28 protein-coding genes are annotated in these 24,951 nt (G+C 47.2%); 25 read left to right on the forward strand and 3 right to left on the reverse strand.

Going from position 1 to position 24,951, the window contains the following annotated elements:
• Positions 1 to 51 precede the first annotated feature (51 nt).
• Positions 52 to 1,791: an ATP-dependent nuclease gene (locus KNO96_RS12985; protein WP_214704208.1), complete on the reverse strand. Its 1,740-nt coding sequence runs from the start codon at positions 1,789 to 1,791 to the stop codon at positions 52 to 54.
• A 328-nt stretch (positions 1,792 to 2,119) separates the two neighbouring features.
• Here KNO96_RS12985 and KNO96_RS12990 point away from each other — a divergent pair, with 328 nt between their 5' ends.
• The 4 genes from KNO96_RS12990 (at position 2,120) to KNO96_RS14450 (ending at position 4,694) form a co-directional block, all read left to right on the forward strand.
• Complete coding sequence (locus tag KNO96_RS12990; RefSeq protein WP_115336732.1) at positions 2,120 to 2,458, forward strand: AbrB/MazE/SpoVT family DNA-binding domain-containing protein; 339 nt, start codon at positions 2,120 to 2,122, stop codon at positions 2,456 to 2,458.
• Positions 2,459 to 2,464: 6 nt separating this feature from the next.
• Positions 2,465 to 2,779, forward strand: coding sequence for a type II toxin-antitoxin system RelE/ParE family toxin (locus KNO96_RS12995; RefSeq protein ID WP_251125206.1), 315 nt, complete (start codon positions 2,465 to 2,467; stop codon positions 2,777 to 2,779).
• A 243-nt stretch (positions 2,780 to 3,022) separates the two neighbouring features.
• Positions 3,023 to 4,504, forward strand: coding sequence for a hypothetical protein (locus tag KNO96_RS13000; RefSeq protein WP_214704207.1), 1,482 nt, complete (start codon positions 3,023 to 3,025; stop codon positions 4,502 to 4,504).
• Between the two features lie 64 nt (positions 4,505 to 4,568).
• Positions 4,569 to 4,694, forward strand: coding sequence for a hypothetical protein (locus KNO96_RS14450; RefSeq protein ID WP_255418328.1), 126 nt, complete (start codon positions 4,569 to 4,571; stop codon positions 4,692 to 4,694).
• A 98-nt stretch (positions 4,695 to 4,792) separates the two neighbouring features.
• Here KNO96_RS14450 and KNO96_RS13005 read toward each other — a convergent pair whose 3' ends face one another.
• The gene (locus KNO96_RS13005) at positions 4,793 to 5,050 is read right to left on the reverse strand and encodes a helix-turn-helix domain-containing protein (RefSeq protein WP_081828348.1); all 258 of its coding nucleotides are present in this window, start codon (positions 5,048 to 5,050) and stop codon (positions 4,793 to 4,795) included.
• A gap of 102 nt (positions 5,051 to 5,152) precedes the next feature.
• Here KNO96_RS13005 and KNO96_RS13010 point away from each other — a divergent pair, with 102 nt between their 5' ends.
• The 21 genes from KNO96_RS13010 to KNO96_RS13110 all read left to right on the forward strand — a co-directional run bounded on the left by KNO96_RS13010 (position 5,153) and on the right by KNO96_RS13110 (position 23,856).
• Positions 5,153 to 5,842, forward strand: coding sequence for a helix-turn-helix domain-containing protein (locus KNO96_RS13010; protein WP_214704204.1), 690 nt, complete (start codon positions 5,153 to 5,155; stop codon positions 5,840 to 5,842).
• A 298-nt stretch (positions 5,843 to 6,140) separates the two neighbouring features.
• Entirely contained in the window at positions 6,141 to 6,323 is a 183-nt protein-coding gene (locus tag KNO96_RS13015) for a hypothetical protein (protein WP_051627825.1), read from the forward strand.
• Positions 6,324 to 6,335: 12 nt separating this feature from the next.
• Positions 6,336 to 6,560: a hypothetical protein gene (locus KNO96_RS13020; protein ID WP_012390467.1), complete on the forward strand. Its 225-nt coding sequence runs from the start codon at positions 6,336 to 6,338 to the stop codon at positions 6,558 to 6,560.
• A gap of 66 nt (positions 6,561 to 6,626) precedes the next feature.
• Positions 6,627 to 7,727, forward strand: a complete 1,101-nt coding sequence (locus tag KNO96_RS13025) for a hypothetical protein (RefSeq protein WP_214704203.1) — start codon at positions 6,627 to 6,629, stop codon at positions 7,725 to 7,727.
• 14 nt (positions 7,728 to 7,741) lie between these two features.
• Entirely contained in the window at positions 7,742 to 10,105 is a 2,364-nt protein-coding gene (locus KNO96_RS13030; RefSeq protein ID WP_214704202.1) for a VirD4-like conjugal transfer protein, CD1115 family, read from the forward strand.
• Positions 10,106 to 10,121: 16 nt separating this feature from the next.
• Complete coding sequence (locus tag KNO96_RS13035) at positions 10,122 to 10,364, forward strand: hypothetical protein (protein WP_024127790.1); 243 nt, start codon at positions 10,122 to 10,124, stop codon at positions 10,362 to 10,364.
• Positions 10,365 to 10,380: 16 nt separating this feature from the next.
• Positions 10,381 to 10,788 (forward strand): hypothetical protein, encoded by a 408-nt coding sequence (locus KNO96_RS13040; protein WP_214704200.1) that lies wholly within the window; start codon positions 10,381 to 10,383, stop codon positions 10,786 to 10,788.
• 20 nt (positions 10,789 to 10,808) lie between these two features.
• Positions 10,809 to 12,773 carry a pLS20_p028 family conjugation system transmembrane protein gene (locus KNO96_RS13045; protein WP_214704198.1) on the forward strand — a complete coding sequence of 655 codons (1,965 nt, stop codon included), beginning with the start codon at positions 10,809 to 10,811 and terminating at the stop codon, positions 12,771 to 12,773.
• Positions 12,774 to 12,779: 6 nt separating this feature from the next.
• The gene (locus KNO96_RS13050; RefSeq protein ID WP_214704196.1) at positions 12,780 to 13,079 is read left to right on the forward strand and encodes a DUF5592 family protein; all 300 of its coding nucleotides are present in this window, start codon (positions 12,780 to 12,782) and stop codon (positions 13,077 to 13,079) included.
• Position 13,080: 1 nt separating this feature from the next.
• Entirely contained in the window at positions 13,081 to 13,701 is a 621-nt protein-coding gene (locus KNO96_RS13055; protein ID WP_214704195.1) for a hypothetical protein, read from the forward strand.
• Positions 13,702 to 13,718: 17 nt separating this feature from the next.
• A complete protein-coding gene (locus tag KNO96_RS13060; protein WP_214704194.1) occupies positions 13,719 to 15,671 on the forward strand; it encodes a VirB4 family type IV secretion system protein in 1,953 nt (650 codons plus the stop codon).
• Positions 15,671 to 16,777: a lysozyme family protein gene (locus KNO96_RS13065; protein ID WP_214704193.1), complete on the forward strand. Its 1,107-nt coding sequence runs from the start codon at positions 15,671 to 15,673 to the stop codon at positions 16,775 to 16,777. The genes KNO96_RS13060 and KNO96_RS13065 overlap by 1 nt, the downstream gene beginning before the upstream one ends.
• An 81-nt stretch (positions 16,778 to 16,858) precedes the next feature.
• Positions 16,859 to 17,347 (forward strand): AraC family transcriptional regulator, encoded by a 489-nt coding sequence (locus KNO96_RS13070; protein WP_214704192.1) that lies wholly within the window; start codon positions 16,859 to 16,861, stop codon positions 17,345 to 17,347.
• A gap of 118 nt (positions 17,348 to 17,465) precedes the next feature.
• Entirely contained in the window at positions 17,466 to 18,044 is a 579-nt protein-coding gene (locus tag KNO96_RS13075) for a hypothetical protein (RefSeq protein ID WP_214704191.1), read from the forward strand.
• Positions 18,045 to 18,884 carry a hypothetical protein gene (locus KNO96_RS13080; protein ID WP_214704190.1) on the forward strand — a complete coding sequence of 280 codons (840 nt, stop codon included), beginning with the start codon at positions 18,045 to 18,047 and terminating at the stop codon, positions 18,882 to 18,884.
• A 192-nt stretch (positions 18,885 to 19,076) separates the two neighbouring features.
• Positions 19,077 to 19,328: a hypothetical protein gene (locus tag KNO96_RS13085; protein ID WP_214704189.1), complete on the forward strand. Its 252-nt coding sequence runs from the start codon at positions 19,077 to 19,079 to the stop codon at positions 19,326 to 19,328.
• Complete coding sequence (mobP2, locus tag KNO96_RS13090) at positions 19,321 to 20,475, forward strand: MobP2 family relaxase (protein ID WP_214704187.1); 1,155 nt, start codon at positions 19,321 to 19,323, stop codon at positions 20,473 to 20,475. The genes KNO96_RS13085 and mobP2 overlap by 8 nt, the downstream gene beginning before the upstream one ends.
• 9 nt (positions 20,476 to 20,484) lie before the next feature.
• Complete coding sequence (locus tag KNO96_RS13095; RefSeq protein WP_214704185.1) at positions 20,485 to 20,934, forward strand: hypothetical protein; 450 nt, start codon at positions 20,485 to 20,487, stop codon at positions 20,932 to 20,934.
• Between the two features lie 5 nt (positions 20,935 to 20,939).
• Positions 20,940 to 21,227 carry a hypothetical protein gene (locus KNO96_RS13100; protein ID WP_214704183.1) on the forward strand — a complete coding sequence of 96 codons (288 nt, stop codon included), beginning with the start codon at positions 20,940 to 20,942 and terminating at the stop codon, positions 21,225 to 21,227.
• 4 nt (positions 21,228 to 21,231) lie between these two features.
• Positions 21,232 to 22,668, forward strand: coding sequence for an ImmA/IrrE family metallo-endopeptidase (locus tag KNO96_RS13105; protein WP_214704182.1), 1,437 nt, complete (start codon positions 21,232 to 21,234; stop codon positions 22,666 to 22,668).
• Between the two features lie 435 nt (positions 22,669 to 23,103).
• A complete protein-coding gene (locus KNO96_RS13110) occupies positions 23,104 to 23,856 on the forward strand; it encodes a hypothetical protein (RefSeq protein WP_214704181.1) in 753 nt (250 codons plus the stop codon).
• A 53-nt stretch (positions 23,857 to 23,909) separates the two neighbouring features.
• Here KNO96_RS13110 and KNO96_RS13115 read toward each other — a convergent pair whose 3' ends face one another.
• Positions 23,910 to 24,518: a helix-turn-helix domain-containing protein gene (locus tag KNO96_RS13115; RefSeq protein ID WP_214704180.1), complete on the reverse strand. Its 609-nt coding sequence runs from the start codon at positions 24,516 to 24,518 to the stop codon at positions 23,910 to 23,912.
• Positions 24,519 to 24,951: the final 433 nt, after the last annotated feature.

Raw genomic sequence — 24,951 nt, forward strand, 5'->3', positions numbered from 1 at the left:
ACTTAGTGCGGTATATTCCACTCTGTCTTTGGGTGTATTATTGTTCAAGCATTAAGGAGTTACTTTCGAATTATCTCGATTATTCACCCAATTACTATCGAACACTAGATTCGGGTCGTATTCAATACAATAATTTAACGCTTCTACGGCCTTTATGCTTGTATCATTTACATCCCATCCCTGGACTAATCTATAAGCCGAAAGCGGTTTACCTAATGATGAAGTATGACTGTAGTGGTGGGCATCCTCAAAATTTCGTTCCATAACATATCGTCTAGCTATATTAGGATCATTTACTTGAATGATTCCAGCTTCAATAGTGAAGTTTAAAGTCCATGCACTATTATTTTGATTATTGACGTTCAAGGTGTCGTCTAAATCATGAATTACTGTATAACAAATTTTAAAATGGTTTAAAACTTTTTGGAAAGACGGAATATTATTTTTTGTACCACAATTTACTACTAAAGGAACATCGTTATATGAAATTTTTCCGTTCTCGACAAACTTGTTTAACAGTTCTCTAAAAACTACAGCCTCAGTATCACCTTCAACTAAAATAACCTTATCGTTAAAGAACGCTTCACAAATGTACGGGTTAAATGAATTTAACATTTTCATGTGCTCTTTTTCTTCTTCGTCAAAAATAGAGTATTTTACTTGGTTTAAGCAAACATCCCCTAAGTCATTGATATTAGTTTTAATTAAAGTAGTATGATCTCTACTTAAATCAATCATAATCGGAGAATGTGTGGCAGCTATAATTTGAAACTCCGGGTTCCCGTTTTCTCGATTTACTAAGTCATAGAGTATTTTCGAAAAAAGTCTAATAGATTGAGGGTGAAGAAAAAGCTCTGGTTCTTCAATTAAAAGCATTTTCTTTCTTGATGAAGTATCTTTTTGGTCAATGTTATCGATTATTTCGACATTTCTTCTGTTTCTAGCAGTTTCCATTTCCTTAAAGACATGATTTAGTCCTCTTAATGAATTGAATAAGAATTGTCTCCGAATGCCATGACCATGATTACTCATGTGCAAAGCTTGCCCTTGTCGATTAGAAAAGTTGATATCGGTATGTATAAATGAAGAGAGTTTTTTACTTATATCATCTTTCTTATCTCCAAATAAAGATACTTTTAAGTCAGGGAAAGTCTCTTGCATCATATCATTTAATCGTGATTCTAATTTTATTGAGTATTCATCTTGTAAAATTTCCTTACGAAGTTCTTCTAGCTCTGATTGAATGGTTCCGATCCGAGAAGAGCTGACTGCGTTGTCTATTACTTTTTCTTTAATCAGTTTCTGAACGTTCGCTAGAATTATTTCTACATCGTCTAATCCGCGTAACCAAATCGGTTCTGGGCAAGCGTTTTGTAATAAGGTGTCGAATCCTCCTGCACCTCCTATATCCCAGCATTGATCCGTTGTGTTAAAAGTATATTTATTAGCGCTTCCTCCTATTTCAACCCACTCTTTTTTAAACCTCCCAACACCTTCATGGTCCATTGAATTCACCATTGCACTATGTTGTCGATCCTCATCGCTTTCGGCTTGGATCCATCCTTCGATAATTATAGGTTCTGAATTATTATTGTGAAAATCATTTAATTTTGCATTTATGGATGAATTAACAAAATACTCGTAGGAATGGAGGATTGAAGATTTTCCTGTATTGTTTTGTCCAATCAAATAGACCAAGTCTATGTTTTCGAAATCAATCTCAATTCCAGCAGTAACTGAATTTCCCGCTATTCCTCTAAAATTAGATACACGTAACTTAATTAATTTCATATATTTCTCCTCCAGATCTTTTAGTAAGAATATTTTTATACATATATTAACTATAAATAATAAAAAAGGGTGCAACAATATTTATTTGTATTTATTTGGATTTTATATCAACTACTTCTGATTAATAAAATTTCGGGAATATGTAACTTGATTGAATAAATTAAAAGAGTGGTATATAGTTAGTATTAAGTAAAGAGTAAGAATTCTTACTGGATATAAAGTGAAAATGCGAAAAGTCAACTAACAAAAAGCATACGAACAAAAAAACCGAGGGAAAATAAATTACACAACAATGAAAATGGTAAAGTGAAAAAAGGAGAGAGAAACCATGTTAGCAACGAAAACGAAAAAGGTTGCCGTCTCCAGCAAAAGACAAATCGCCATTCCAAAAGAATTTTTTGATGCGATCGGTATTGAAAAAGAGATTATTATGGAACTGAATGACGGAGTTATTCAAATCAAACCAGTAAGAACACATACGGATGATTTCTCAGAAGAAATATTAGCAGATGTTCTTGAAGAGGGCTTCACCGGGAACGACATCTTAAAAGAGTTTCAACGCCGTAAAAATATGATTCGTCCGGCTATTTCACAAATGGTTAAGGAAGCATTAGAATCCGAACCGACTTCACTAGATGATTTATTCGGAGATGACGACGAGGACTGATTTGAATTGAGTGATAACTTGTGTATTAAATATTCTCCCGCAGCAAAAAGATATTTTAAAAGTCTCAAAAAGAATGACAAACAACTTCAAGATTTGTACAAATTAACTTTAGAAAAAATCTCAAGTAACCCTGAAATCGGAGAATTTAAGACGGGTGATTTATCCGGGATTCGTGGCTATGATTTTAGATATAAGGGCACCGTTTACGAGATTGCATATATCCTTGAAGAGGGCAAAGACGGGGAATGGATTGTCGTTATTTTAGCCGGCACCAGAGAAAATTTTTATAATGAATTGAAGAGATATCTAAAATCTAATTAAATCGTTAATCAAAAACGCTTAAGTCGACGTAAACGTTAAACTTAAGCGTTTTTACTTTTTACCTCGCCTACCCGGTCAAGCTATCATCTTTACGGTCGCTGACGCGAATAATCTGTACAGGCTTCGTTTCATTCTATGTCTAAGAACTCTCATTAACTTAATGCAGCTCACCGCATAGAATATAGTGAGAGAGCATAATCTGTTTTTAAAAGTCTATTGTATAATTGTACAGAGGTGATTATTTTGGAATATGAACGAATTCCTTTAGTCTTGAAAAGATTTTCCTTTGAAGCAAAAATGGAGGAAGCTCAGCGTTACTCAAATAAAATTATGTCTCCAAGCGGTCTAATTGAAGCCAACCTTTTAAGAGGCAAGTGGTTACCGTGGGAATTAAATACGTATGCACTTTTCTCAATTTTCACTATTAACGAGTATAACAATCAGAACTTTTTAAACACGTATGGCAAAAAGCGATTTTCAGAAATCATGACAAGCATTAGAGTATCTCAACATGGGGAAAAACCCAAAAGCTACTCTTCCTCAAATTTTTTAAGGGACTTTCTAATAGTTGTAGGCTTAACTCAATTTATTCTTCAAGAAAATAAATATATGAAATATTATAGATACTCCTATTTTTTTAATTTCTCAAATGATTTTGTGGATATGAAGACTGAATTCTTTGGGAAATTCAATCAGAATTATGAAGATTTTCTTCAGTTAAGTAATATAGTCAATCTATTTTATCCCGAAGGTAATTCGTTGCAATCAATATTGAATGAAGACTTTCACAATTTAATTTATAAAGAATTCTCACAAGTAATTAAATTTTTAGAGCTCAACAGACAAGAGTTTATAGATTTACAGAGAAAACTTATAAATAAACCTGAACATTACGTTACTAGTTATAACTATCTTTATACCTATCCATTTATTCTCCATCAAGAAAAAAGATACTTCCCTTTACCTCATACGTTGACAGAAGCAGTTACAACCTCCCTTTTGACAAGGCTTACAGCAGGGAATAATGATCTGAGATCAAAGTTTGGTAAGTACGTTCTCGAGTCATATTTAACACACATAGTAAGTCTAGGTAGTTTCTTTGAAGAGTGTATCGAAGAATACCCATATAACTTTAAAAGAAATCAAAGAAGAACCGTCGATTTGATGTTAAGGAAACAGGACTTAGCACTACTAATTGAATGTAAATCAATAGTGCCTCAAAGAGGATTACGTAATCTCAATGAAGGTGACATTGAAAGAACCATTTTACGATTAAGTGAAAACATGATTCAGTTATACGGGAATGCTACCATGAAGTTTGGCAAAGAATATCATCCCTTTGACGAACGAAAAACCTTTGAGTTAAGTGATACATTTGGAATAGTGATTATGTTAGAAGATAGTTTTATTCGTAGAGAAGAAATATATAAAAAAGTCGCACAAGAACTGGATTTGGATATAGATCAATACAACCATCTGTGCTCGAATTTCAAATTTATAAGTTTATATGAGCTTGAACGAATTATATTTGAGGATTGGGATTTGTTTGAGCTATTAGGGAAGAATAAAGTGAATCCTCAAGCATGGTTTGATTTCACCCTCATTCCTATAGAAATACGTAAAGAAGGATTAAACACACATTTGAAATCGTTCATTGATGAATTGAATAGAGAGTTAACAAATTTTGTAGATGTACTTCACAAAGAAGGAATTATTAAGTCCTAACGCATCTTAAAAAACATCTTAGTCTTATTGTCTATACAACAAAATATAGAAAGGAGGTGGGTAAATGACAAAACATTCCGGTGGAAAGGTAGGAAAGGCGGGGAAGACATTAGGTAGTAAAACGTCTTCGAAGAAACAAAAAAGTAAAGCGGGAAAAACTTTAAAAAAACATCAGGACGATAAACATTAAAAATGTCCCCTAATTAGGATATATAACCGAATGTTTTACGATTAACATTCGGTTATATAAAAGGATGTTCATGTGTTTAGAAACTAGTGTTTAATACATTAACTATCAAACTTTTTATCGTTAAAAAAGTCATTTAATGAAATATTCAATCCAACGCAAAACTTTTGAATCGTACTTACCTTCGGATGTTTTGTTCGTCCGCTCATTAGCTCTGAAATCGTAGCTTGATTCAATCCACCTTTTTGAATCACTTGATGGATGGTCATGTTATGTTCGGCTGCGAGTTCCTTCATCCGCTCGATGATTACCTCGTTCAACTCCACTTGCTCACCCCACGATCCAAGTTCTCTCCTCATCCTTATTCTTTACCAACGCCTCTATTCCTGTACCTTACCATAATCTCTTGAAATCAAAACACTTGTCATTATTTTCTATCTAAAATGGGTTATTTTTTACAGTTGTGCGACAAAACAAAAAATATTGAGTTACTGTTGCTCTTCATCCCTTGTACAGAGCGGATTCGACAAGAACCGTCAATTGTAAAATTTCTGACATATCAGAAAACTGATGTTCTTTTTAGCTTAATCCTGCTATATTGGAACCAACAAAAGGAAACATCTGTTTGGTCGCCGCTCTGGTTTATAGAAAGGGGAAGGCTTATGTATCGATTCGGGGAGTGGTTGAAGGAGAACCGCCGGCTCTCGGGCTGGTCACAGGTCGAACTATCAGAGAAGACATTAGGGGAGATATCGCAGCCCGCCATCAGTCAATATGAACAGAACCGGTCGGTGCCGTCGATTGCCGATATTGATCACCTGGCCCGCGCGTTCGGACACACGCTCGCAACGGTCCCGTGGGACGCCATCGACTTCGGATACGGGGCGAAGCGTTCCGTCACCAAGCTCGAGCGACGCCGGTTCGACCTGAAGGAGTTGCCACAGGCCGACTCGGTCCGCACGTTCGACGGAAAAACCTATGAACTGCACGGTTTCATCGGCATCGAGAAAGGAAGCGGCGAGGCGGTCCAGTTGACGCAGCTCTACTATCGGATCCGTACGGTCGTCTGTGACGCCCATGTGCTCGCTAAACGAAAGAATCCGGATGACGAGCTCATCCATGTCAAGAAGCGGAAAAGAGTCCGACAGTAACCGACATCGACGCAGCAGCACATCCTTAAGGATGGTCTCCTCCAATCACATACCCGCGTGTCCCTCACCAGTGACCGGGTGGGCGGGATCTACGCACAGATGGTTCGGCGAGAGTCGCCTAAAACTCGCCACAAGGTCACCGCATCGTTTCGGGTCATCGAAAAACCCTGTACAGCTCCTTATCAAAACGAGGAGCGGAGTTCGTGGGGGAACGGCTAGAAACCCATCGCACCGAATCCGACTGTCCTTAATGATGTGCTGCTGCACATCAAGAGATCAAGGGAAGGAAGTGTGTACTGTGGCATCAAAAGAACAGAAACAGAACCGTAGCTTCGCCGAGAAACTCTTACGCATCCGTGGGAAGGACTATGAGGAGTGGCTCGACGAACAACATCAACAGGTTATCCAGGACAACCAGGAACTCATCATGGAGGCGCTCGAGGCGAAGCTTAGCTTCAAGTCGCCGGCGCACCAGGACTAAGGAGGGAACGACATGGGACTCAATGAGACAGGGCTCAGCTTGCTTCAGTTCTTCCAGGGGCTCGCCGTCATCGCCGCGGCCATCGCCTTCGCGATCGGGGGCTTCTACTTCATCTTCGGCGGGGATCGAGGTCGCTCGAAGGCCGTCGGTTGGCTCGTCGGTGGCGCAGTCGGCCTGATCATCGTCATGGGCGCGTTCACGCTCGCCGAGATGGTCGACCAGAACATCAAATTCTAATGCACACGCACGCAGCGTTCCAATCGGAAGGCTTTTTTTGTTGCTTGAAACGAGAGGAGGAACGAGATGCTGTTTGTACGATTCACCGACGTACCGGATACACGGATCCAGAACTATGAAAGGCTCACTTTCGCCGAGGCGGTCGTCGCGACCCATGATCTGCACCAGGCACGTAGCGAGGAAGGGACGACCTGTTCCGGTGACTTCCGGCTCTTCGACCAGAAAGACGAGTTGCTCTATCGAGGCACGTTCACGTTCGGGACTGGAGGCACCTATCCGAACCTGTATCATCAAGTGAATGACCGGGTACAACGGATCCGGACGAAGAAAGAGGATAATGCGAAGAAGATGTGGCTCCTCGACGAGATCGAGTCCGAGACACCGGAAGACTATAAGCACCCGTCCACCAAATCGAACCCGATTGTGTCGTCGACCTATCAGTCACGGCTGACCCGCTTGCAGCGCCGCCTCATCTACGGGGTTGCCACGGCCGGGGTTCTATTCACATCGTTGTTCACTGCCACGCAATGGTTCATTGATAAAGAGGCGCACGCCGAACAGGTGACCGGTGGAGAAGAGGCATGGTTAGACGCCTACGAACAGGCGCTCCAAGGTGAGGAATCCTCGCTCATCCAACTGCTAGAGCGGAAAGAGAGGTCGGAAGAAGAAAGTGCTCTATTGGTTGACCTCTATTTGGCAGAAGGCGCAGACCACAAAGCGCTCGAGCTCACGGATGACCCCATCCTGATCGAGACGAAGCTGGCTGGGCTCGACCTATCCGATCAGGAGAAATTGGAACGGCTCCAGGACTTCCAAGCGTCACATCCCACCGATGAGGGCGTGTTCGATATCGCCGCACTGGAACGGGACCATGAGACCGTGGCCAAGACGGATGACGTGGAATGGACCGCTCCTCGCATCTCGGCAAAAGTGACCGCCTATCTCTATCTCGGCGACATCGAGTCCGCAAAGGGATGGGCGTCTAAGACGAACGACACTACCGTACAAGAAAAAGTGGACAACTATCAAGACAGCATGGCCGCAATCGACAAACTGAACGAGAAACTGAAGAAAACCTCTAGCAAGGACACTTCGGCCCGTGAGAAGATTCAAACCGCTATCGCTGCTGAAGAAGGCAACCTAGAAACGATTCTTTATTCAAATTAAGGTAGGTGAAATAATTGAGAACTCCGTCTCGATTACCACGATTCCCGATACGTCTGATCTTCCCCGCCCTGTTCTGCCTGTTGGTGTTGCCTGTCGGGATTTTTTATCTGCTGAACGGGGTCTACAACATCATTCGACAAATCATGACCCCAATTCTAAAAGAAGGGCTTTTGGCCGGGGCGACGATTCCGACACTCTCACCCTCCTTGTTCGTGGAGGTGAGTCTTCCCTCTTCGACCGTCTTGATCGGACTGATGGCGTTCAGTCTGTTCATCGGGCTGGTCGTGTTCGGCAAGGTATGGCTGAACTTCCGGGATTTGCGGAAGAATCAGAAAGGGAGCGCCCGTTTCACCTCGTTCGATGAACTGAAGCAACAGTACCGCCGCGTCCCCGACCGGAAGAAACGGTATGACGGATTAGGCGGTGTCCCCGTCGGACGGGTCAAGAACGAGCTGTTCATCGATGATTCGCCCGTCAACAACCTTGTCATCGGGACGACCCGATCCGGGAAGGGTGAGACGTTCGTCTTCTCGACAATCGACCTGTACAGCCGGGCGAGTGAGCAGGCGAGCCTGATCATCAATGACCCGAAAGGTGAGCTCTTTGCCGCCTCGAAGGAGACGCTCGAGCAACGCGGCTATCAGGTCGAGGTGTTGAACCTGATGAACCCGCTCCAATCAATGTCGTACAACCTGTTGCAACTGACGATTGACGCATTCCTCGAGGAGAACTATTCACTCGCCCAACAGTATGCACGCTCGGTCGCGTTCATGTTGTACCATGACCCGAAGGCGCGAGACCCGTTCTGGGCCAACTCGTCGATCGACCTGTGCACGGCGCTCATCCTCGGGCTCTGTGAGGAGGCGAAAGATATGCCGGAGAAGATCAACATGTACAACGTCGCCCTCATGCTCTCAGACTTAGGGTCACGGACGGTGGTCACCCGACAAGGGCAGGAGATTTCGGCACTCGACGAGTTCTTTCAGCGGTTCCCGGAGAACCATCCGGCCCGGCTCCAGTTCGCGACGCTCCACTTCTCGGGTGGTCAGACACGGGCGAGTATTTTAGCCAATACAAACGCAAAACTCGGGATCTTTACGTTGAACGGGACCGGGAAGCTGACATCGATGAACTCCCTCGACATGCGACGCATCGGATTCAACCGTTGGATCAGCGGACGGAGCAAGCCTTTGACACGTCTTACGTTCAAGTTCCCCGATGGGACGACCCATGCGCTCACGACGGACGACGACGGCAGCTTCATCGTGTACCATACGTCACCACTCGAAATTGGAGACGCTGTTCAAATCTCGACCGACTCAAGCACTCCGACGATCCAACTGGAAGCGCATGACGAGGAGAGTGGGAGGTTCCACTACGCCATCGACGGTGCCATCCAGATCCGTGAGGTGATGCACCAGATGCGTCCCGTGGCGGTGTTCCTGATTGTCCCGGACTATGACCCGACATTCAATGTCATCGCGTCGCTCTACATCAAGCAGGTATACACGGCGCTCGCTCGGGTTGCCTCGCAGACGAAACAAGGCAAATGCGAGCGCCAAGTCGTCTTCTTACTCGATGAGTTCGGCAACATGCCGCCGATCGAAGGCATGGCCAACATCATCACGGTCTGTCTCGGCCGGAACATGCGCTTCAACCTTGTCATCCAGGCCTACTCTCAGCTTGAGAACCTATACGGTGAGGATTGGAAGACCATCGACGGTAACTGCGGGAACACACACTATCTGTTGACTGCAGACGAGTCGACCGCCGAACTCATCTCGAAGAAGCTCGGTGAAGCGACCATCGTCACGAAATCGCGGTCCGGTCAGACGTTCTCGCTCAAAAAATCGAAGACGGAGAACGTCGACGGTCGTCGGCTCATGACAGCGACCGAGGTCATGGGATTAAAGGAGGGCGAGATGCTCATCATCCGTGTCATCAAGCGTCAGGACACGAAGAAGCGACGCATCCAATCATATCCAATCTTCCTGAGCGGCAAGACGGCGATGAAGTACCGCTACGAATACCTGGCGGACGATTTCGACACGGACCGTTCCCTGCATGACATCGACATCCCCTGCCGTCACGCCAGTCTCGACTTCGAACAGATCCGTGTCCGTTTCGCTCAGAAAGAAGACGAGACAGAGACAAATACGCCATCAAATCAGGAGGAAACAATACTGACGGTGCGGGACGTGCTTCAGGACAGCATCCTCCGCTCGATGTTCGAAGGGCATGACATTGGCGGGATGTCCCTCCCCGAGTTCGAGACGAACCTGAACCTAGGAGTTTATGACGTCACCGACAGCCAGAAGAGCTTTTTGAGCACAATGATTGTGAAACGACTCGAAAAACTGAAGCAAGGCACACCGTAGAGAGGAGGCCGAACCCATGGCCGAGAGTGCGAGAGAGAAGCGAATTCAGAACGAATTGCGTGTCGTCGCGAGGATCATCGAGACGCAACGCGTCCGCCTCGAACGGGGCGACGTGCTCAATATCCAGACGACGGACGGCTTTCTGACCGTCTATCAGGACGACACCTCAGACACCCCAAAAACTGTTACACTAATAGATAAGTTCGACTTCCGCGTCAACCTGAAAATCGCGGATCTACTGAAGGGGAAAATCGTCTGACGGAGGGGTAAACGTTATGAGGAAAATCTTGATTGGTGTCCTACTCGGAAGTTCGTTACTTTTAGCATCATGTGGTGCCGAAAGTTCGAATTATCTTTCTACGACTTCTGTTGAAGAAATTGCAGATATTAAAACTGAGCAAGAAAGTGCATACGTTCTTGTAGACAGCGATAGTCAAGGTAATGAAGGGGCTTACGTTGATACTGTGCGAGAAGTCGCCACGGAAAAAAAGAAAGACGTTCTCTTATTCAATCCGTTTCAGCCTAATGGGGAAGATCTTGAAGAACGTTCTACCGAAGAACATCCTGAACTTAAAGGTGGCAGATTGTACGAGATGACTGACGGTGAAATCAGTCGTGAATTAAATGTATCTGCCCTTACAGAAGATGAATTAAAGGAGCAAGTCACTACTTTCATTAAATAGCCTCTGAATGGAGGGATTCTATGGGTGATAACGAAGTCGTAAACAAGCTACAAGAGTTCACTGATATCCTTAGTCTCAGTACATTGGTACTGGATGCCCTCCGCTCAATGGGTTGGATTTTAATACGTGGCTTAGCAGTATTAATTGATGGACTTGAAAAAGTGACTGACAGCATATTACTAACGAAAGCATTTTTTAATAACTCTCAAGTGGTTGAATTCGTTTCTACGATTCAACCTTTTTTGTACGTTCTTTTAGCTGCTAGCTTCCTATTCACGGGTTACCTCATCATCTTTCAAAAGAAATTTGATCGAGAAGGATTTTTAATCAATCTGTTTATCACGTTGCTCATTCTCGGACTATTATCTCCAACGATGACGCAAGTAAGTGAATTCAGTGATACCGCGATTGATTTCACAACTCAAAACTCTGGCGAAAACTCTTCAAGTGAATCGATATCAAATCAGATTTTACGAGAAAACATTCATGATTTGATTGAATATGACCGAAACGATTTTTCCGGTTTGGAAGGTGAGGCTTTGAACTCTCTGCCTCAAAGTCATTTACGAAATATCGATATCAACGAGGTATTCAATAGTAATGAATTTCGCTTGGGAAGTACTGGCGAACAAATCTCTCAGTCCAAACTAACCTGGAATGGTGAAACGATGGGAACCTCGAAACTCGACCAAGGTGGCGTCGAATGGAACAACCAATATTACTACCGCTATCAGCCGAACTGGTTGACCATCTTCGTGACACTCGGAATCATGGGCTTCACGCTGTTCTCGATCGCTTATAAACTGGCGCGCCTCTCGTTCGAGCTCGCCTTTAACTATGTTTTGGCGATTCTCGTCGCACCCGCCGACCTGCACAGTGGTCAAAAGACGAAGAAGGTCATCCAGAGCATTTTGAACACGTTTCTCGTGATCATCCTGATCTTCGTCTCCATCAAGTTGTACACGATCGGGACTGCCTATCTCGCGGAGACGTTGGACGGGTTCGCCTACCTGATTGCTCTTATCGCCTTCTCGGTCGCGTTGATTGACGGACCGAACATGGTCGAGCGACTGTTCGGGATTGATGCCGGGCTCAAACGAGGATGGGGTGTCGCGCTCGGCGCCTATGCCGCCGGGAAAGGTGTGACCTCGGCCGGTGCCCACGCGGTCTCAAAGGTCGCGCGTGCCGCACAAGGCGCACCAAAGATGCCCTCACTCCATGAGGCCGCGACGACGCGGATGGATTCAAACACCGTACCTCAGAATGGTTCACCGCTTAATGTGGCAACACAAGCTTCACAACGGATGGACGCCGAAAGATACATTGATCCAGATAATGTCGCACAGGAGAACCAAACTGCGAGTCGCACGCAGACCGACAAAGAGAAACCGACAAATCCGAAGGACGTTGCGCAACCAATCAGTGCTAAAAAATCAGAACCGGAAGCGCCAGGCTCTCCAAATTTGAAGGAAGCGTCGGGAAGCACGTCTCCCGAATCGATTCATGCGACAAACCCTGAATCAAATACCGAACGTGGGCCCGACCATCCAACCACGTCATCGGAGACACCAAGACCGGAATCGATTCACGATCATTCAAGCTCTGGTCATTCTCCAAGCCCTAGTTCGTCACCTATCGAACCGGTCACTCGTTCTATCGATACCGCATCCGGACCTGACAATCGTCAAAGCGAATCGGTAGCCGGAGAAGCCCCGACGTCACCGACACACCATGACGTACCACGTTTAAACGGCTCATCTTCGTCTTCGTCATCTGCACCGGATTCAAATGACACGGTATCAGAGAAACGTCAAGGACGCGCCAGACGAACTATCCATCAGGACACCTTGATTGATGTTGAGACTGAGGTCATTGAACAGGTGCGCGAGAATCAGACGCACCGTCACACGCAGAACCATGAAGAGACGCGACGAATCTACCCGACCTCGCCACCGCGTCCTGACCATATTGAGAAGAAGGAGTGATAATCCATGCGCAACTATCGAATACCAAATGAGGTCACGACCGAACTGAAGATCAACAAGATGCTCTATCTGCACGATTTCCTGTTCCTCGTCGGGCTCATCGTGCTGCGGCTCGTGACGCTCCCGTTCATCCCGTCGGTGCTGCACATCCCGTTCACGGTCTTCCTCGTCGTATTCGGCCTGTTCATGGTACTGCGGCCGACGACTAACCCGCAGAAGCGGATGGTCCACGCACTCTACTACGCGCTCATCAAACGAAAAGACACCTATCTCGCACTCGACGCGCAGACGAAAGGACGTGATTGAGATGGCTTTTATCGAGGAGTCGCTACAAGAACCGAGACGTACGGGGACCTGGCTCGACGAACAGGACGTGGTCGAGAAACGGAAGGTCAAAGACAAGGTCGTCGTCAAACCGACGGTCGCCGAACTGATGCCGGTCGTCGACGTCACCGGGACCGAGGTGTTCGAGATGCGCGACGGGACCTATCTCGACATGGTCCAGCTCACCTCGAAAGATATCTATTCGTTGAACGAGGAGGAAAAAGACCATGACGTGTTCTCGCTCGCCTATCTCATGCAGGCGTACACGTACCCGCTCAAGGTCGTGCCACTGAACACGCCGCTCAGTCTCGAGCGGCAGAAGCTCAGCATCGAACGACAGATTCGACAAAATCAGACGCCGGCCTACCTGCCCTTTTTACTCAAAAAGAAACAGGAGCTCGAATACCTCGAGGAGCATCGCACCAATCGCGATTATCTCCTCTTTTTTTATGCCGACGATGAGCGGACGCTACGTGAGCGGAAGACGCACCTCTATAAACTGCTCCGCCGCTCGAACCCGATGCGCGAGCTGACGCTCGACCAGAAGGTCCATGTGCTCTATCAGCTGAACAACCCGAACACGAAACCGCAACTCGACGCCTGAAGAAAGGAGTGACGCGCATGTGGCAGCGCCTGCGTGACAAGTTATCCAAACAATCGGACCCGGAGACCGTCAAGATCGAGAAAGGTTACAATCCCGACGTCATCGCCAAGATCCAGCCACAGGGCGGCATTAAGTTCGACGCCAACTTCGTCCGGCTCGGGGACGGCTATCTGTCTTGCCTCCATGTCTACAAATATCAGTCGCTCGTCTATGACTACTGGCTCGAACCGATCCTGAACATGCCGGGCGTTCTGACGACGCTCGACATCGGGACGGCCGACAAGCGCGAGATCATCCAGACCATCAACAAGTCGATGGCCGAACAGAACACACGCTTCGAGAATGCGAAGGACAACATCGACCGCATCGACGCTCGAGAGACATATAAGGAGCTGAACGAGCTCTATGAACAAATCACCCAGGGCGAGACGATGAAATATCTGCATCTGCGCCTCTATGTGAAGGCGAAGACGCTCGACGCGCTCGAGGTGAAGGTGCAGGAAGTGATGGAAGAGCTCGAGGCCCGGAACTTCCGCTCGACGATTTTTCTGAACGAACAGGAATGGGAATGGCAGAGCCTGTTCACGAGCTATGATCAACAACAAAAGCTCCCGAACCGGCGCCGTGGGAAAGAGATCCCGTCCCTCTCCATCGCCGGCGGCTATCCGTTCCACTTCACGTCGCTCCAGGACGCGACCGGCACGTATTACGGGACGACTGACACGAACGGTAGCGTCATCTTTGACCTGTTCCACAAGGACAAGCAACGCAAGTTCTACAACGCGCTCATGATCGGCAAGATGGGATCCGGGAAATCGACACTCCTCAAGAAGACCGTGCTCGATCAGGCGATCAAGGGCAACAAGATCCGCATCCTCGACGTCACGGGCGAATTCTCCGACCTCGTGCGTCAGCTCGGTGGGAAAGCGATCGCGCTCGACGGGTCGGCCGGGCTCATCAACCCGCTCCATGTCTATAAGACGGTGACGAATAATGACGGCAGCGCCAACGAGGCACTCTCGTTCATGCAGCATCTGTCGAAGATGGCCGTGTTCTATCACTACATCAACCCGGCGGCGACACAGGAAGAGACGAACGAGTTCGAGATCCTGCTCCGGGACTTGTACGTTCGGCACGGGCTCTGGAACGAACAGGGCGAACTGCCAATCACGACGCATCCGGCGAAGCGGTACCCGACGTTCTCCGACTTCTTGCATCTCGTGCGTCGTGAGCTCTACACGGACGACACGCGCACCTCAATCAAGGAAGCGATCAGCCCGAACCGGGTCCGACGTCTCGAGAACATCGAGCTCGCCGTCACGAACCTCGTCCATAACTACGGCAACATCTTCGACGGGCACTCCTCGATTGACCGGTTCGACGAGGAGTTCATCGTCTCGTTCCCGCTCCGGAACCTGACGAGCCTACGGGACGAAGTGTTCCAGGCGCAGGTGTTCTCCTTGATGAACATGCTGTGGGACGGGATGATTGCCAACGGCTCGAGTCAACTGAAGGCCTACAACCAGGGCGTTCTCCGGACCGAAGAAGCATGCAAGTACCTCATCGTCATCGATGAGGCGCACCACTTGATCAACACGCGTGACATCGCACAGCCGGCCATCCTGTATCTACAACGTTGCATGCGCGAGGCGCGCAAGTATTTCGGCGGCATCTTCTTCGTGTCGCATCTGATCACCGACTTCGTGCCGGCCGGATCGAAGTCCGAGAACGCGGAGAACGTCAAGTCGCTCTTCCAGCTTACGCAATACAAGATCATCGGCGAACAGGACGCGGAGAGCATCCCGATCATCCAGACGGTGTTTGATGGCCAACTCTCGAATTCCGAGATGCGCATCATTCCCTCGCTCGAGACGGGCCGCGTCGTCCTCAGCATCTCCGGCGTGCAGAACCTCATCTTTGACGTCGATGTCGCGCCCGAGGAGCTCGCTCTGTTCGGTGGAGGTGCCTGATGTGGACGGCCGCGAAACGGACGGCCCGCTTCGCCGTCACAGCGAAATGGCAGCTCGCGACGCTCAAGTGGCGGCTCATCCTGCTCGGCATCGCGGCACTCGTGTTGTTCCTGGTCATCCTCGTTGTCGGAATCCTCGACACGCTCACAGGTGTCCAGAACGAACAACCGACCGACGTCACGTTCAATACCGCAGGAGGTCTACAGGTAAGCGACCAGGTGCTCCAATATCGGGGCTTGGTCGAATCGGAACTGTCGAAGCACGGACTGGCCGAACAGACGAATCTCGTACTCGCGCTCATGATGCAGGAGAGCGGCGGACGCGGGAACGACCCGATGCAGGCGAGCGAATCGAAGTGTGGACGGATCGGGTGCATCACCTCCCCCGAGGAGAGCATCGTGTACGGCGTCGAACATTTCGCCTCCGTCTTCGAACGGGCGAACCGTGACGTGCAGCTCACATTACAGAGCTACAACTTCGGCGGCGGCTTTATCGATTATGTCCAGGAGAACGGAGGACGGTACTCGAAAGAGCTCGCCATCTCGTTCTCCCGGATGATGTACCAGCGCGTGAAACACACCGGCATCTACCGCTGTCATCGCCCGAGCGCGGTCCAGCACGGTGCCTGTTACGGAGACATCGAATACGTCGACGCGGTGTTGAAATACCTTGCGCCAATCGCCGTCGCCGACGGGGTCATCACGAAAGAACTGTTGTCGGGGTTACGTTCCCCGCTCGCCATCCCGCTCAACGTGACATCGCGTTTCGGATGGCGCGTCGTCTTCGGACAACGGGACAACCACACCGGCATCGACTTCAGTTGTACTCCGTCCGACACGATCCACGCGGTCAAGAGCGGCACCGTCATCTATAGCGGGAACCGCGGACCGTACGGCAATCTCGTCCAGGTCCGGCACGACAATTACATCACAGCGTATGCGCACCTGAGTCGTCTCGGCGTCCAGACCGGACAACAGATCGAGGCCGGGCAGACCCTCGGGTACTGCGGCACGACCGGCCGATCGAGCGGGAACCATCTGCATTTCGAGATCAAGACGAGTGAATGGTCCGGTCATATCGACCCCGTCCCGGTCCTCGGATTGTAATAATAAAAGAAGGAACATCACTTCAAAGAATAGAATGTCATTCGAGAATATATATATGCCAACTTTATTGGAGGTTATAAAATGGACATCGTATTAAGGCAGTTACCGGAAACTGAGATTGCGTTTATTAGACGTAATGGTAGCTATTTTGAACCCCAAGAACATTGGGGAAAATTAATGCAGTGGGCAATGCAATATGATCTCTACCCTCCTACAAGTCAATTTATTGGTGTTTCATTAGACAATCCGGATTTCGTCAAAGCTCATGAATGTAGGCATGATGCTTGTGTAACAATTCCTGAGAACTTTGATAAGTCGGGACACGATGAAATACAATTTAGAACGTTAGTAGGCGGCCAATACATTGTTCACCATTTCTATGACAGACCGGAAAAAATGAAAGAAACTTATGAATTTATTTTTGAAAAGTGGTTACCAGAAAGCAAATATTTAATGGACGAAGATAGACATAACTTAGAGTTTAATTTGAACAATCCTGCTGAAGATCCAGAGGGAAAATCTAGAGTTGATTTACATGTACCAATTAAGAACAAGGATTATCCAAATTGAAAATTTCAACAAACGTAAGGGATTCTCAAAAAATGAGGACCCCTTTTTGTTTGGTTTAACGTAAGTCAAAATTCATTTTTGCTATGTCATAAATAAATGAGTGAAAGGAGCATATCAAATGGTGTTTACCACTAAACATTTCGCTTCTCTGTTCGGGGTACTGCTTCTCATTTCGCTCGCGGCGAACGTCTTTTTCTATCAACAAGTGACGGCTGTCACGAGTACTTCAGACACGCATCAGACGGAAAATGAGAGCGTCACTCACTCTGAATCGGAAACCTCCGAAGATACACCGTCGGACACTGAGCCAGTCGTCGCTTCGATGGAGACGGAACGAATGGAGGAGCTGACGACACGCGCGACGCGCTTCGTCGAGTACGCCTTCACCATCACGAAGGACAGTTACACGACCCAGAAACGACAGGCGAAGGACGTCATGTCGGAGGAACTCGCGGCCATACTCTTCGCCGCTGACGGAAGCGATGTCGGCACGTTCGAGACGACCGTCCGCGACATCGAGGTGTTCCTTTCCGCTTCCGAAGGACATTGTCTCGTGCGGTTCAAACAAGACCTGTTGATCACCGAGACGGGTTATGAAGAGACGACGCAAGAACTGTTGGCCCTGACGTTCGAGTCCATCGACGGACGTTTCGTCGTCACCGAGATGGAAGACTTGACACCGAAAGGAGGAATTTAAATGCGGCGGCAAACTAGACGACGCCTCACCCAGAACGTCTCCCGGTTCTATCTCGGACTCGGCGTATTCTTTGTCATCGGCTTCCTCTTCTTCGGCACCTCGTCGTTTTTCTTTGCTGAAGAATCACCGGTCAATGAGACACCGATCAACGAGGCAATCCGACTCTCGAACGGGGAGACAGTGACGCTCCACGCGTCTAGTTACGATACTGAAAGGAAGACCATGCGCATCCGACTCTCGCTCGATGAATCACCAGGTAACACGAACGATCATCTCTTCCGCTACGTCTATAAGGCGCGTCCTAACGAGGAGAAGGAAGTCACGTTGCTGTACGAACGGAACGACCAATACGTGCTCGAATTGAAGGACGTGCCGAGCGACTTCGACCAACTCGCCGTCCGAATCTATGGGGTGGACGAGTCACAGTCAATCGACACACTCACACCTGAGGAACGGGAAAGCAGTCTTTTGACGTCACTCTATGCCGACCGTCAGACCATTGACCAGGCGAGCCACGATTCATCTGACGAGACAACTTTCACGAGACTATTCGTCGAGGATGAGCTCGCGGAGACCGAACGACATTTGGAAACAGCACAGCAGTCGGCCAAGGCGCAGCGACAACAAATTAAGCGACTCGACCGTGACAAAAAAGAGCTGGAAGACGAACTTACCTATCTCTCGCTCGACGAACAGGTCGAACAGGAAAACGAGATTTTCGACCTCGGCCGGAAGCGTGATGAGCTTAACTTGGAGCTCGAAAAGCTCGAACAGTCGGTGGAAGCGCTCGAAGAAAAGCACGACAAATTGCGCGTCCGGCTCCGAGAACTGTCGATTTAAGTGGCACATTTCGTGCCAAATCGCTGGTTTTACTGGCACATTTCGTGCCATTTTCAGACTTTTGGTGATATCACGGAAACCCCAGGCTCTGCCTGGGCTATCACGACAAGTGATAGCAGTTTCCCCTTATGCTCTTTGGATGAACTTTTCGAACGTTGGCAATATGTATCCTCTAGAAAGGTGGTCAGGCAAATGGATCTGTTACTCCGCGACATCGATCCCGTCATCGTGAAGCAAATCGATGAATGGGCGAAAGAACTCAACCGCTCCCGGCAACAATATTTGAAAGAACTGCTCGCCTCCTGGTGTGCGAACGGTATCCAATCGACGCAGGTCGAGCGGCTCGAGCGCCAACTCGAGGCGAACACGCTCCATCTGAAACGGAGCGCGGACGAGCTCGCCGAAGTGACCCGGTTGTTGAACGAGGTGATGCAGGATGCGTGAGACGCCGGGCGTCGTCATTAAGTCGAAATTTAAGGTTCCGGGCACAAAAAAGAAGTCGCGTCGGTACACAACATACCTCGACTACATCAACCGGCCGGACGCGAAAGACAGCCGGGAACAGTTCGAGACGTATCACGACTATATGGAAGACGAGATAAAATCGAGTGGTCTGTTCACACGCGAGGAGGACCGATTGAACGACGAAAAGCGTCGCGTTGTCCGCAACATCTTCAAGCACGCGCAAGCGAACGGGAGCATTCTCTGGCAGGACGTGATCTCGTTCGATAACACTTGGCTACGCGAGACCGGTATGCTCCACAATGACCTCGTCGACGAGAAACGATTGATGCAGGCGACACGGAACGCGGTCGAGGCGATGCTCCAAAAAGAGAAGATGGTCCATGCCTACTGGACCGGTGCCGTGCATTACAACACCGACAATATCCATATTCATGTCGCCATCGTTGAGACGAGCCACATGCGTGAGCGCGGCAAACGTAAACCGAAATCGATCGAGCTGATGAAGTCGAAGGTCATCCATTCCCTCGCCGACCGGACGAAAGAACAGGAGAAACTGAACGCGTTCATAAGAGACGAACTGATCGCCCATAAACGGAACCGGAAGATCCAAACGCTCCCGAACCGTGTCTTGCATCCCGTGCTCGTCCGTCAATTCAAGGACATCTATGAGCGGTTGCCGGAAGACAAACGACAGTGGCGCTATAACATGAACGGCATGCGGCCGCTCCGGGAATCACTCGACCGTCTGACCGATCACTATATCGACATCCACTTCAAATCAGAGTTTCTAGCGTTCAACGAGAAGCTCGAGCAGGAAGTGTCGTTCCATCGTCGCAGCTACGGCGACACGGAGAAGGCCGAGCGATACCGGACGACGAAGCGTCAGGACCTCTACACTCGGATGGGGAATGCCATCCTCTCCGAGATGCGCGACTTGTCAAAAGAACAGGCGATATTGGAGAAGAAAGAAGCCCCCAAACATCCAATCCGACGCGCGTTCAACCAACAAAAGATATTCAACGAATCACTCTACCGGATCGAGCGGCATATGAATGACGAGTTCGAACATTTGAAGAATCAACGGGCTTTCGAACAACTGGAACGGGACATTGAATACGGAAAGTGAGGGAGGACGATGGAAGATTTGAGACAGATCCGCCTCCGGTTGAAGCCGGAGACGGTCGCGTATTTGGAAGAGTTCGCCGACGACAAACGCTTCGGCCACCTCGGTCAGGTCATCGACCATATCGCAGAAGAACATAGACAACTGGCCGACGAGAAGTGGGACATGCAGTTCCTCACCCGCTCGATCAGCACGCAGGTCTCTCATCGTATAGAGGAGTTAATGAATAAACAAGTGTCGATAGAACTCGAGCGGATCCGTCTCGCCGCGAACCGCTCTGACCGCCAAGGGCAGATCCTGACAGAGCTCCTGCAGGCGCTGATGCAGACCGAGGGCATCGAGGACATCATGACGACGGACCAATTCAAGCCGACGTTCCTCGCGACGGCGGAACGTGTCGTCCAGGAGCGCATCGAGCATCAAAAACAGAAGAAGGACACACTAACTTTTGAGAGAGGATGAACCTTATGCGACCACTTGACCGTCCCTTTACGATGGGACAACTGTTGACGCTTCAACCGAAAACCGTCACGGTCCTCATCTATGGAAAACGGTACGACATCCCGATATCAATATCTGAGCATCAGCTTTTAACCGCCATTGCAAAAGACGAGATCGTCTTGCTTCCCGTCAATTTCGAACGGACGCAACTGTTACTCGACATTTCGGAAACGTCGCCACAACTTGAACATGAACTGAACGAATTTGCGGATAGTGATGAATCTGTCACCGACTTGTTGAAGGAAGGAGTCTGACACGATGGCCAAGATGAAGACGAACGAAGAACGGAAGGCCGATCTCGAGGCCTTGACAGAACAGATGGGAAAACAGATCGACAGCTACTTCGAGAGTCAGGAGAAAATTCGGGAACATCTCCAGTTTCTCGGCAAGTTTCATCAGTACTCGATGCGAAACACAATCTTGATCGAGTCCCAGTTCCCCGGCGCGGTCGCGGTCGGCTCTTATGCATTCTGGGAAAAGCAAGGCGCACAAGTCCAAAAAGGCGAGCGTGGCATCAAAGTATTCGTCCCGAACCCGGTGACTTATGCCCTGCACAAAGATGAATGGGTACCGCTCAGCAAGGCACCGAAGTCGATCAAAGACGGCGTGAAACAAGGACGCATCCCGTCACGCAAGATGATGTACTTCAAGATTGGTCACGTGTTCGAGTACACGCAGACCGACGCGCGCGAAAAAGGAATAGAGGTCTCCGACATCTTCAAACGGTATCACCGGGACGGCGGGATCGAGAACGAACAAGACATCCGCAACGCCTTGACGACGCTCGCGGATGCCCGGAATGTGACGCTATTGGAAGAACCGCTCGACGAGATCGGGACGGCGAAGGGTTGTTACTATCCGGAGCTGCATGCAATCGCCTTAAATCCACGGAACACATCGATTGAGGACGTCAACGTCCTAATCCACGAACTCGCCCACGCAGAGCTCCACAACCAGGAGCGGAACTTTGAACGGAACAAACCGCTCACGGCACCCGAGAAGGAGTTCCAGGCCGAGATGGTCGCCTACGTCGTCTCACATCAACTCGGGTTCCCGACGGACGACTTTTCGCTCTCTTATCTGGCTGGTTGGACGAAAGACAAGGAACTTCTCGACAAGGAACAACTGTTGCAGGAGGTCCATCAGACATCCGCGACCTTCCTTGATCATATCGAGTCACACTTAGAAAAGGTACGCGCGTTGGAGCAAGAAAAGGAACAGACTCCACTTGAATATATCGAGCAGCTAAATCAGCGTATGGGATGGAAAGACACCGACCTCACACTCTATGAGCGAGTACATGCCGTACAGAGTGTGTTTCCTGAGGAAGTGGAATCCTATCTGAACGCAAAAGCGACCCTCGAGACAAATCTGAAGATGGATTGTGTGAATGAGCCGCTCATGTATATTCATGACAAAGGTCTTGGGTTTCAACAGTTCGGTGTCGCCAACAATCACGATTTTAGTGAGAACGCATTGATTGCCTATACAGTCGTCCTACCCAATCAGTCATTGATTAGCGGTCACTTTGATCCTGAAAAAACAGTTCATCCATTACACGATTTAGAAAAGAACAGTAAGATTGAAAAACCAATCCTCAAAAATCTTGAATCTAGTTGGCATAATGTATTACTTGAAGAAGAAAAGAAGTCACTATCAAGAACAGCTGTTATAAATGTTGAACGATTAATTTAAATTTCTGACGTATGAAATTCTCACTAATTTCATACGTCTATTCACTTTATTACAATGATGTGATTTGACAGATAAATCACATTAGTTTTAATATTATAAATAATTAGCAATTAAATGCCGTTAAAACCATTAAATCACTAATTCCGAAATATAAAATAGAAAGTAGGATACCAAAATGAGAAAAAAAATTCAGTGGATAGCATTCTTTTTAGCGATTCTGGCTACAATTGGACTAACTATATTTATGATCAATGGCGTACATATGTCTAGAGAAGAAATGTATTCAATACTAATCCCTTTTTATGGATTATCATTATTAATGATTATAATTTCCAATCTTTTTCCTAAAAAGGGTTGAACAATATTTTTTGTAAGTATATTATTAATTTAAGTATATTTTCTGAATATTCTTAAATTAATAATAGGGGTGTTTTTATGAAAAAGATTACTGCATCTTTAGTGGCCTCAATGTTGCTAACCACTATGGTGACGACAAACGTAACTGAAGCGGCTACAAACACTAAGTCAAATAAGAATAATACTCAATACGCTGTTGCTGAAGAATCACTTAACAGTAAAATTTACTACTTTCCTAACAACAGTACTTTAGAGGAAATTCAGAAAAATGGGGAAAGATATTTCATTTCAAAATCAAAAGGTGAAAAACAAAAAATATATAAAGAAAATAACATCGTGTATGTTGTCGACATGAAAACTGACAAAGTAGTATCTTCATACAACATTGATGATATTTCCTATGAAAGCGTAGAAGTTTTTGAAGATGCACCTGAGAGCTTAAATCCCATTCAAACCGCATCAAATTTTAATGTAACTTCTTCTTCAAATGTAGGTACATATGCTGTCGCAATTGATCCGGGATCTGGAAGTAAGTACAAGTACATTAAAACTGTTAATTTAAGCTTCGATATTATCGGGCTTTCCTCTACATCAGTTGCTGGAATCATGGCTTCTCTATTAGGAGGACCTATCACAGGTGTGATTACTACTATTGCTAGCGCAGCTGTATCTTATGCCCTACCAAAATTATATTGGAAGAAACGAATGTACGCGTATACTGAAGGAATTTATAAATATAGTCAAAATGTAGCTCTATACTATAAATATTATGACTATACTGGTTACCTTGGTACTGAAACGATGTACAGTAAAACTCGAATTATGTACTAATGACTTGATGGTATAAAAAGACATCCTTAAAAATAAAGGATGTCTTTTTATGTTCATAAACGTTTTCGATTCACTTTATCGAGTCGAATTTTCTCAATCAACGCGTGGATGATTTGTTCATCTCTTCCAACGAAATCTTTGTTGAAGGGAATACGCTCCCCTTCGAACATGAAGTAGTCAAGCAGGTATGGGACTCGCGGTGTCGCGTATCCCCATGTGTGCTTCGAGCAACGTTCCCACACCTCGGCTTCGAACTCTTTTGAATACCGCATATGCTGAACAGCCGCCTTGACCTCTGATTTCTTCAGGACAAAGTAGTCCTCGAACACGAATTTACCGAGCAGTTCGTACCACATCTCCTCGCGGGCCCGCTCTTTAATCGCTTCTACATCGACTTTGACGTGATACGGGGCCTCTTCTTCATTTTTGACGACATCCCGTGCATCCCCTGTCACCGACTGCCGATACAGCTCCCATCCTTCCGGCATCCGTTCTTTGATGAACTGTTCGAGCGCCTCCTCACTGATCCGATAGCCTTTTTTACGCGACTCGAGCGGTTCTGCCTGGATTACTCCTTTTCGTACCCAGTTGCGGACCGTCTCCTTGTGGCTTGTGAGCTTGTTCTTCGATAAGATTTTAAATGCTTCGTCAATCGTATACATACATATCCCCCTTTAATACAATGAACATTTTATTAAATAATACCATAATTATTGTATTAAAGTAAGCTGTTACGTTAATCGATTTCGAATTGATTAGAAATTACTAAATGGATATCAAACAAAAACACCATTCGATCGAATGGTGTTCCTCGCGTGGCGTAAGACGCGCCCGCGTTCTTGTTGCCCTAACGCTCCGTGCCTCCCGTCAGGCGGTCTTCCAAATTCAATTAATAAAGGGACTGCTGCACGTGTTCAATTTAGTAACGATCTTACAACTCCAGTAGATGTAAAAGTTACAGGATCTTGGATAAGTAACTAATAAATATTTTTGTTTAAAAGTTAAGATTAATTTGTCTCATGCTACTATAGTGAATAAAAATGTAAACGACTTGAGTTCAATTATATTTAGGACTTAGGTCGTTTTACGTTTTAT

This window comes from Exiguobacterium sp. s89, assembly GCF_018617735.1.
Taxonomy (GTDB): domain Bacteria; phylum Bacillota; class Bacilli; order Exiguobacteriales; family Exiguobacteriaceae; genus Exiguobacterium; species Exiguobacterium marinum.

Bases quoted from the DNA above. Each gene is read 5' to 3' on its own strand.
- KNO96_RS13005 (WP_081828348.1), bottom strand. From the start codon at position 5,050: ATGAGGAGAGAACTTGGATCGTGGGGTGAGCAAGTGGAGTTGAACGAG.
- KNO96_RS13020 (WP_012390467.1), top strand. From the start codon at position 6,336: ATGGGACTCAATGAGACAGGGCTCAGCTTGCTTCAGTTCTTCCAGGGG.
- KNO96_RS13075 (WP_214704191.1), top strand. From the start codon at position 17,466: ATGGTGTTTACCACTAAACATTTCGCTTCTCTGTTCGGGGTACTGCTT.
- KNO96_RS13045 (WP_214704198.1), top strand. From the start codon at position 10,809: ATGGGTGATAACGAAGTCGTAAACAAGCTACAAGAGTTCACTGATATC.
- KNO96_RS13095 (WP_214704185.1), top strand. From the start codon at position 20,485: ATGGAAGATTTGAGACAGATCCGCCTCCGGTTGAAGCCGGAGACGGTC.
- KNO96_RS13115 (WP_214704180.1), bottom strand. From the start codon at position 24,518: ATGTATACGATTGACGAAGCATTTAAAATCTTATCGAAGAACAAGCTC.
- KNO96_RS13110 (WP_214704181.1), top strand. From the start codon at position 23,104: ATGAAAAAGATTACTGCATCTTTAGTGGCCTCAATGTTGCTAACCACT.
- KNO96_RS13025 (WP_214704203.1), top strand. From the start codon at position 6,627: ATGCTGTTTGTACGATTCACCGACGTACCGGATACACGGATCCAGAAC.
- KNO96_RS13055 (WP_214704195.1), top strand. From the start codon at position 13,081: ATGGCTTTTATCGAGGAGTCGCTACAAGAACCGAGACGTACGGGGACC.
- KNO96_RS13050 (WP_214704196.1), top strand. From the start codon at position 12,780: ATGCGCAACTATCGAATACCAAATGAGGTCACGACCGAACTGAAGATC.
- KNO96_RS14450 (WP_255418328.1), top strand. From the start codon at position 4,569: ATGACAAAACATTCCGGTGGAAAGGTAGGAAAGGCGGGGAAGACATTA.
- KNO96_RS13080 (WP_214704190.1), top strand. From the start codon at position 18,045: ATGCGGCGGCAAACTAGACGACGCCTCACCCAGAACGTCTCCCGGTTC.
- KNO96_RS12990 (WP_115336732.1), top strand. From the start codon at position 2,120: ATGTTAGCAACGAAAACGAAAAAGGTTGCCGTCTCCAGCAAAAGACAA.
- KNO96_RS13070 (WP_214704192.1), top strand. From the start codon at position 16,859: ATGGACATCGTATTAAGGCAGTTACCGGAAACTGAGATTGCGTTTATT.
- KNO96_RS12985 (WP_214704208.1), bottom strand. From the start codon at position 1,791: ATGAAATTAATTAAGTTACGTGTATCTAATTTTAGAGGAATAGCGGGA.
- KNO96_RS13035 (WP_024127790.1), top strand. From the start codon at position 10,122: ATGGCCGAGAGTGCGAGAGAGAAGCGAATTCAGAACGAATTGCGTGTC.
- KNO96_RS13085 (WP_214704189.1), top strand. From the start codon at position 19,077: ATGGATCTGTTACTCCGCGACATCGATCCCGTCATCGTGAAGCAAATC.
- KNO96_RS13100 (WP_214704183.1), top strand. From the start codon at position 20,940: ATGCGACCACTTGACCGTCCCTTTACGATGGGACAACTGTTGACGCTT.
- mobP2 (WP_214704187.1), top strand. From the start codon at position 19,321: ATGCGTGAGACGCCGGGCGTCGTCATTAAGTCGAAATTTAAGGTTCCG.
- KNO96_RS13040 (WP_214704200.1), top strand. From the start codon at position 10,381: ATGAGGAAAATCTTGATTGGTGTCCTACTCGGAAGTTCGTTACTTTTA.
- KNO96_RS13060 (WP_214704194.1), top strand. From the start codon at position 13,719: ATGTGGCAGCGCCTGCGTGACAAGTTATCCAAACAATCGGACCCGGAG.
- KNO96_RS13105 (WP_214704182.1), top strand. From the start codon at position 21,232: ATGGCCAAGATGAAGACGAACGAAGAACGGAAGGCCGATCTCGAGGCC.
- KNO96_RS13065 (WP_214704193.1), top strand. From the start codon at position 15,671: ATGTGGACGGCCGCGAAACGGACGGCCCGCTTCGCCGTCACAGCGAAA.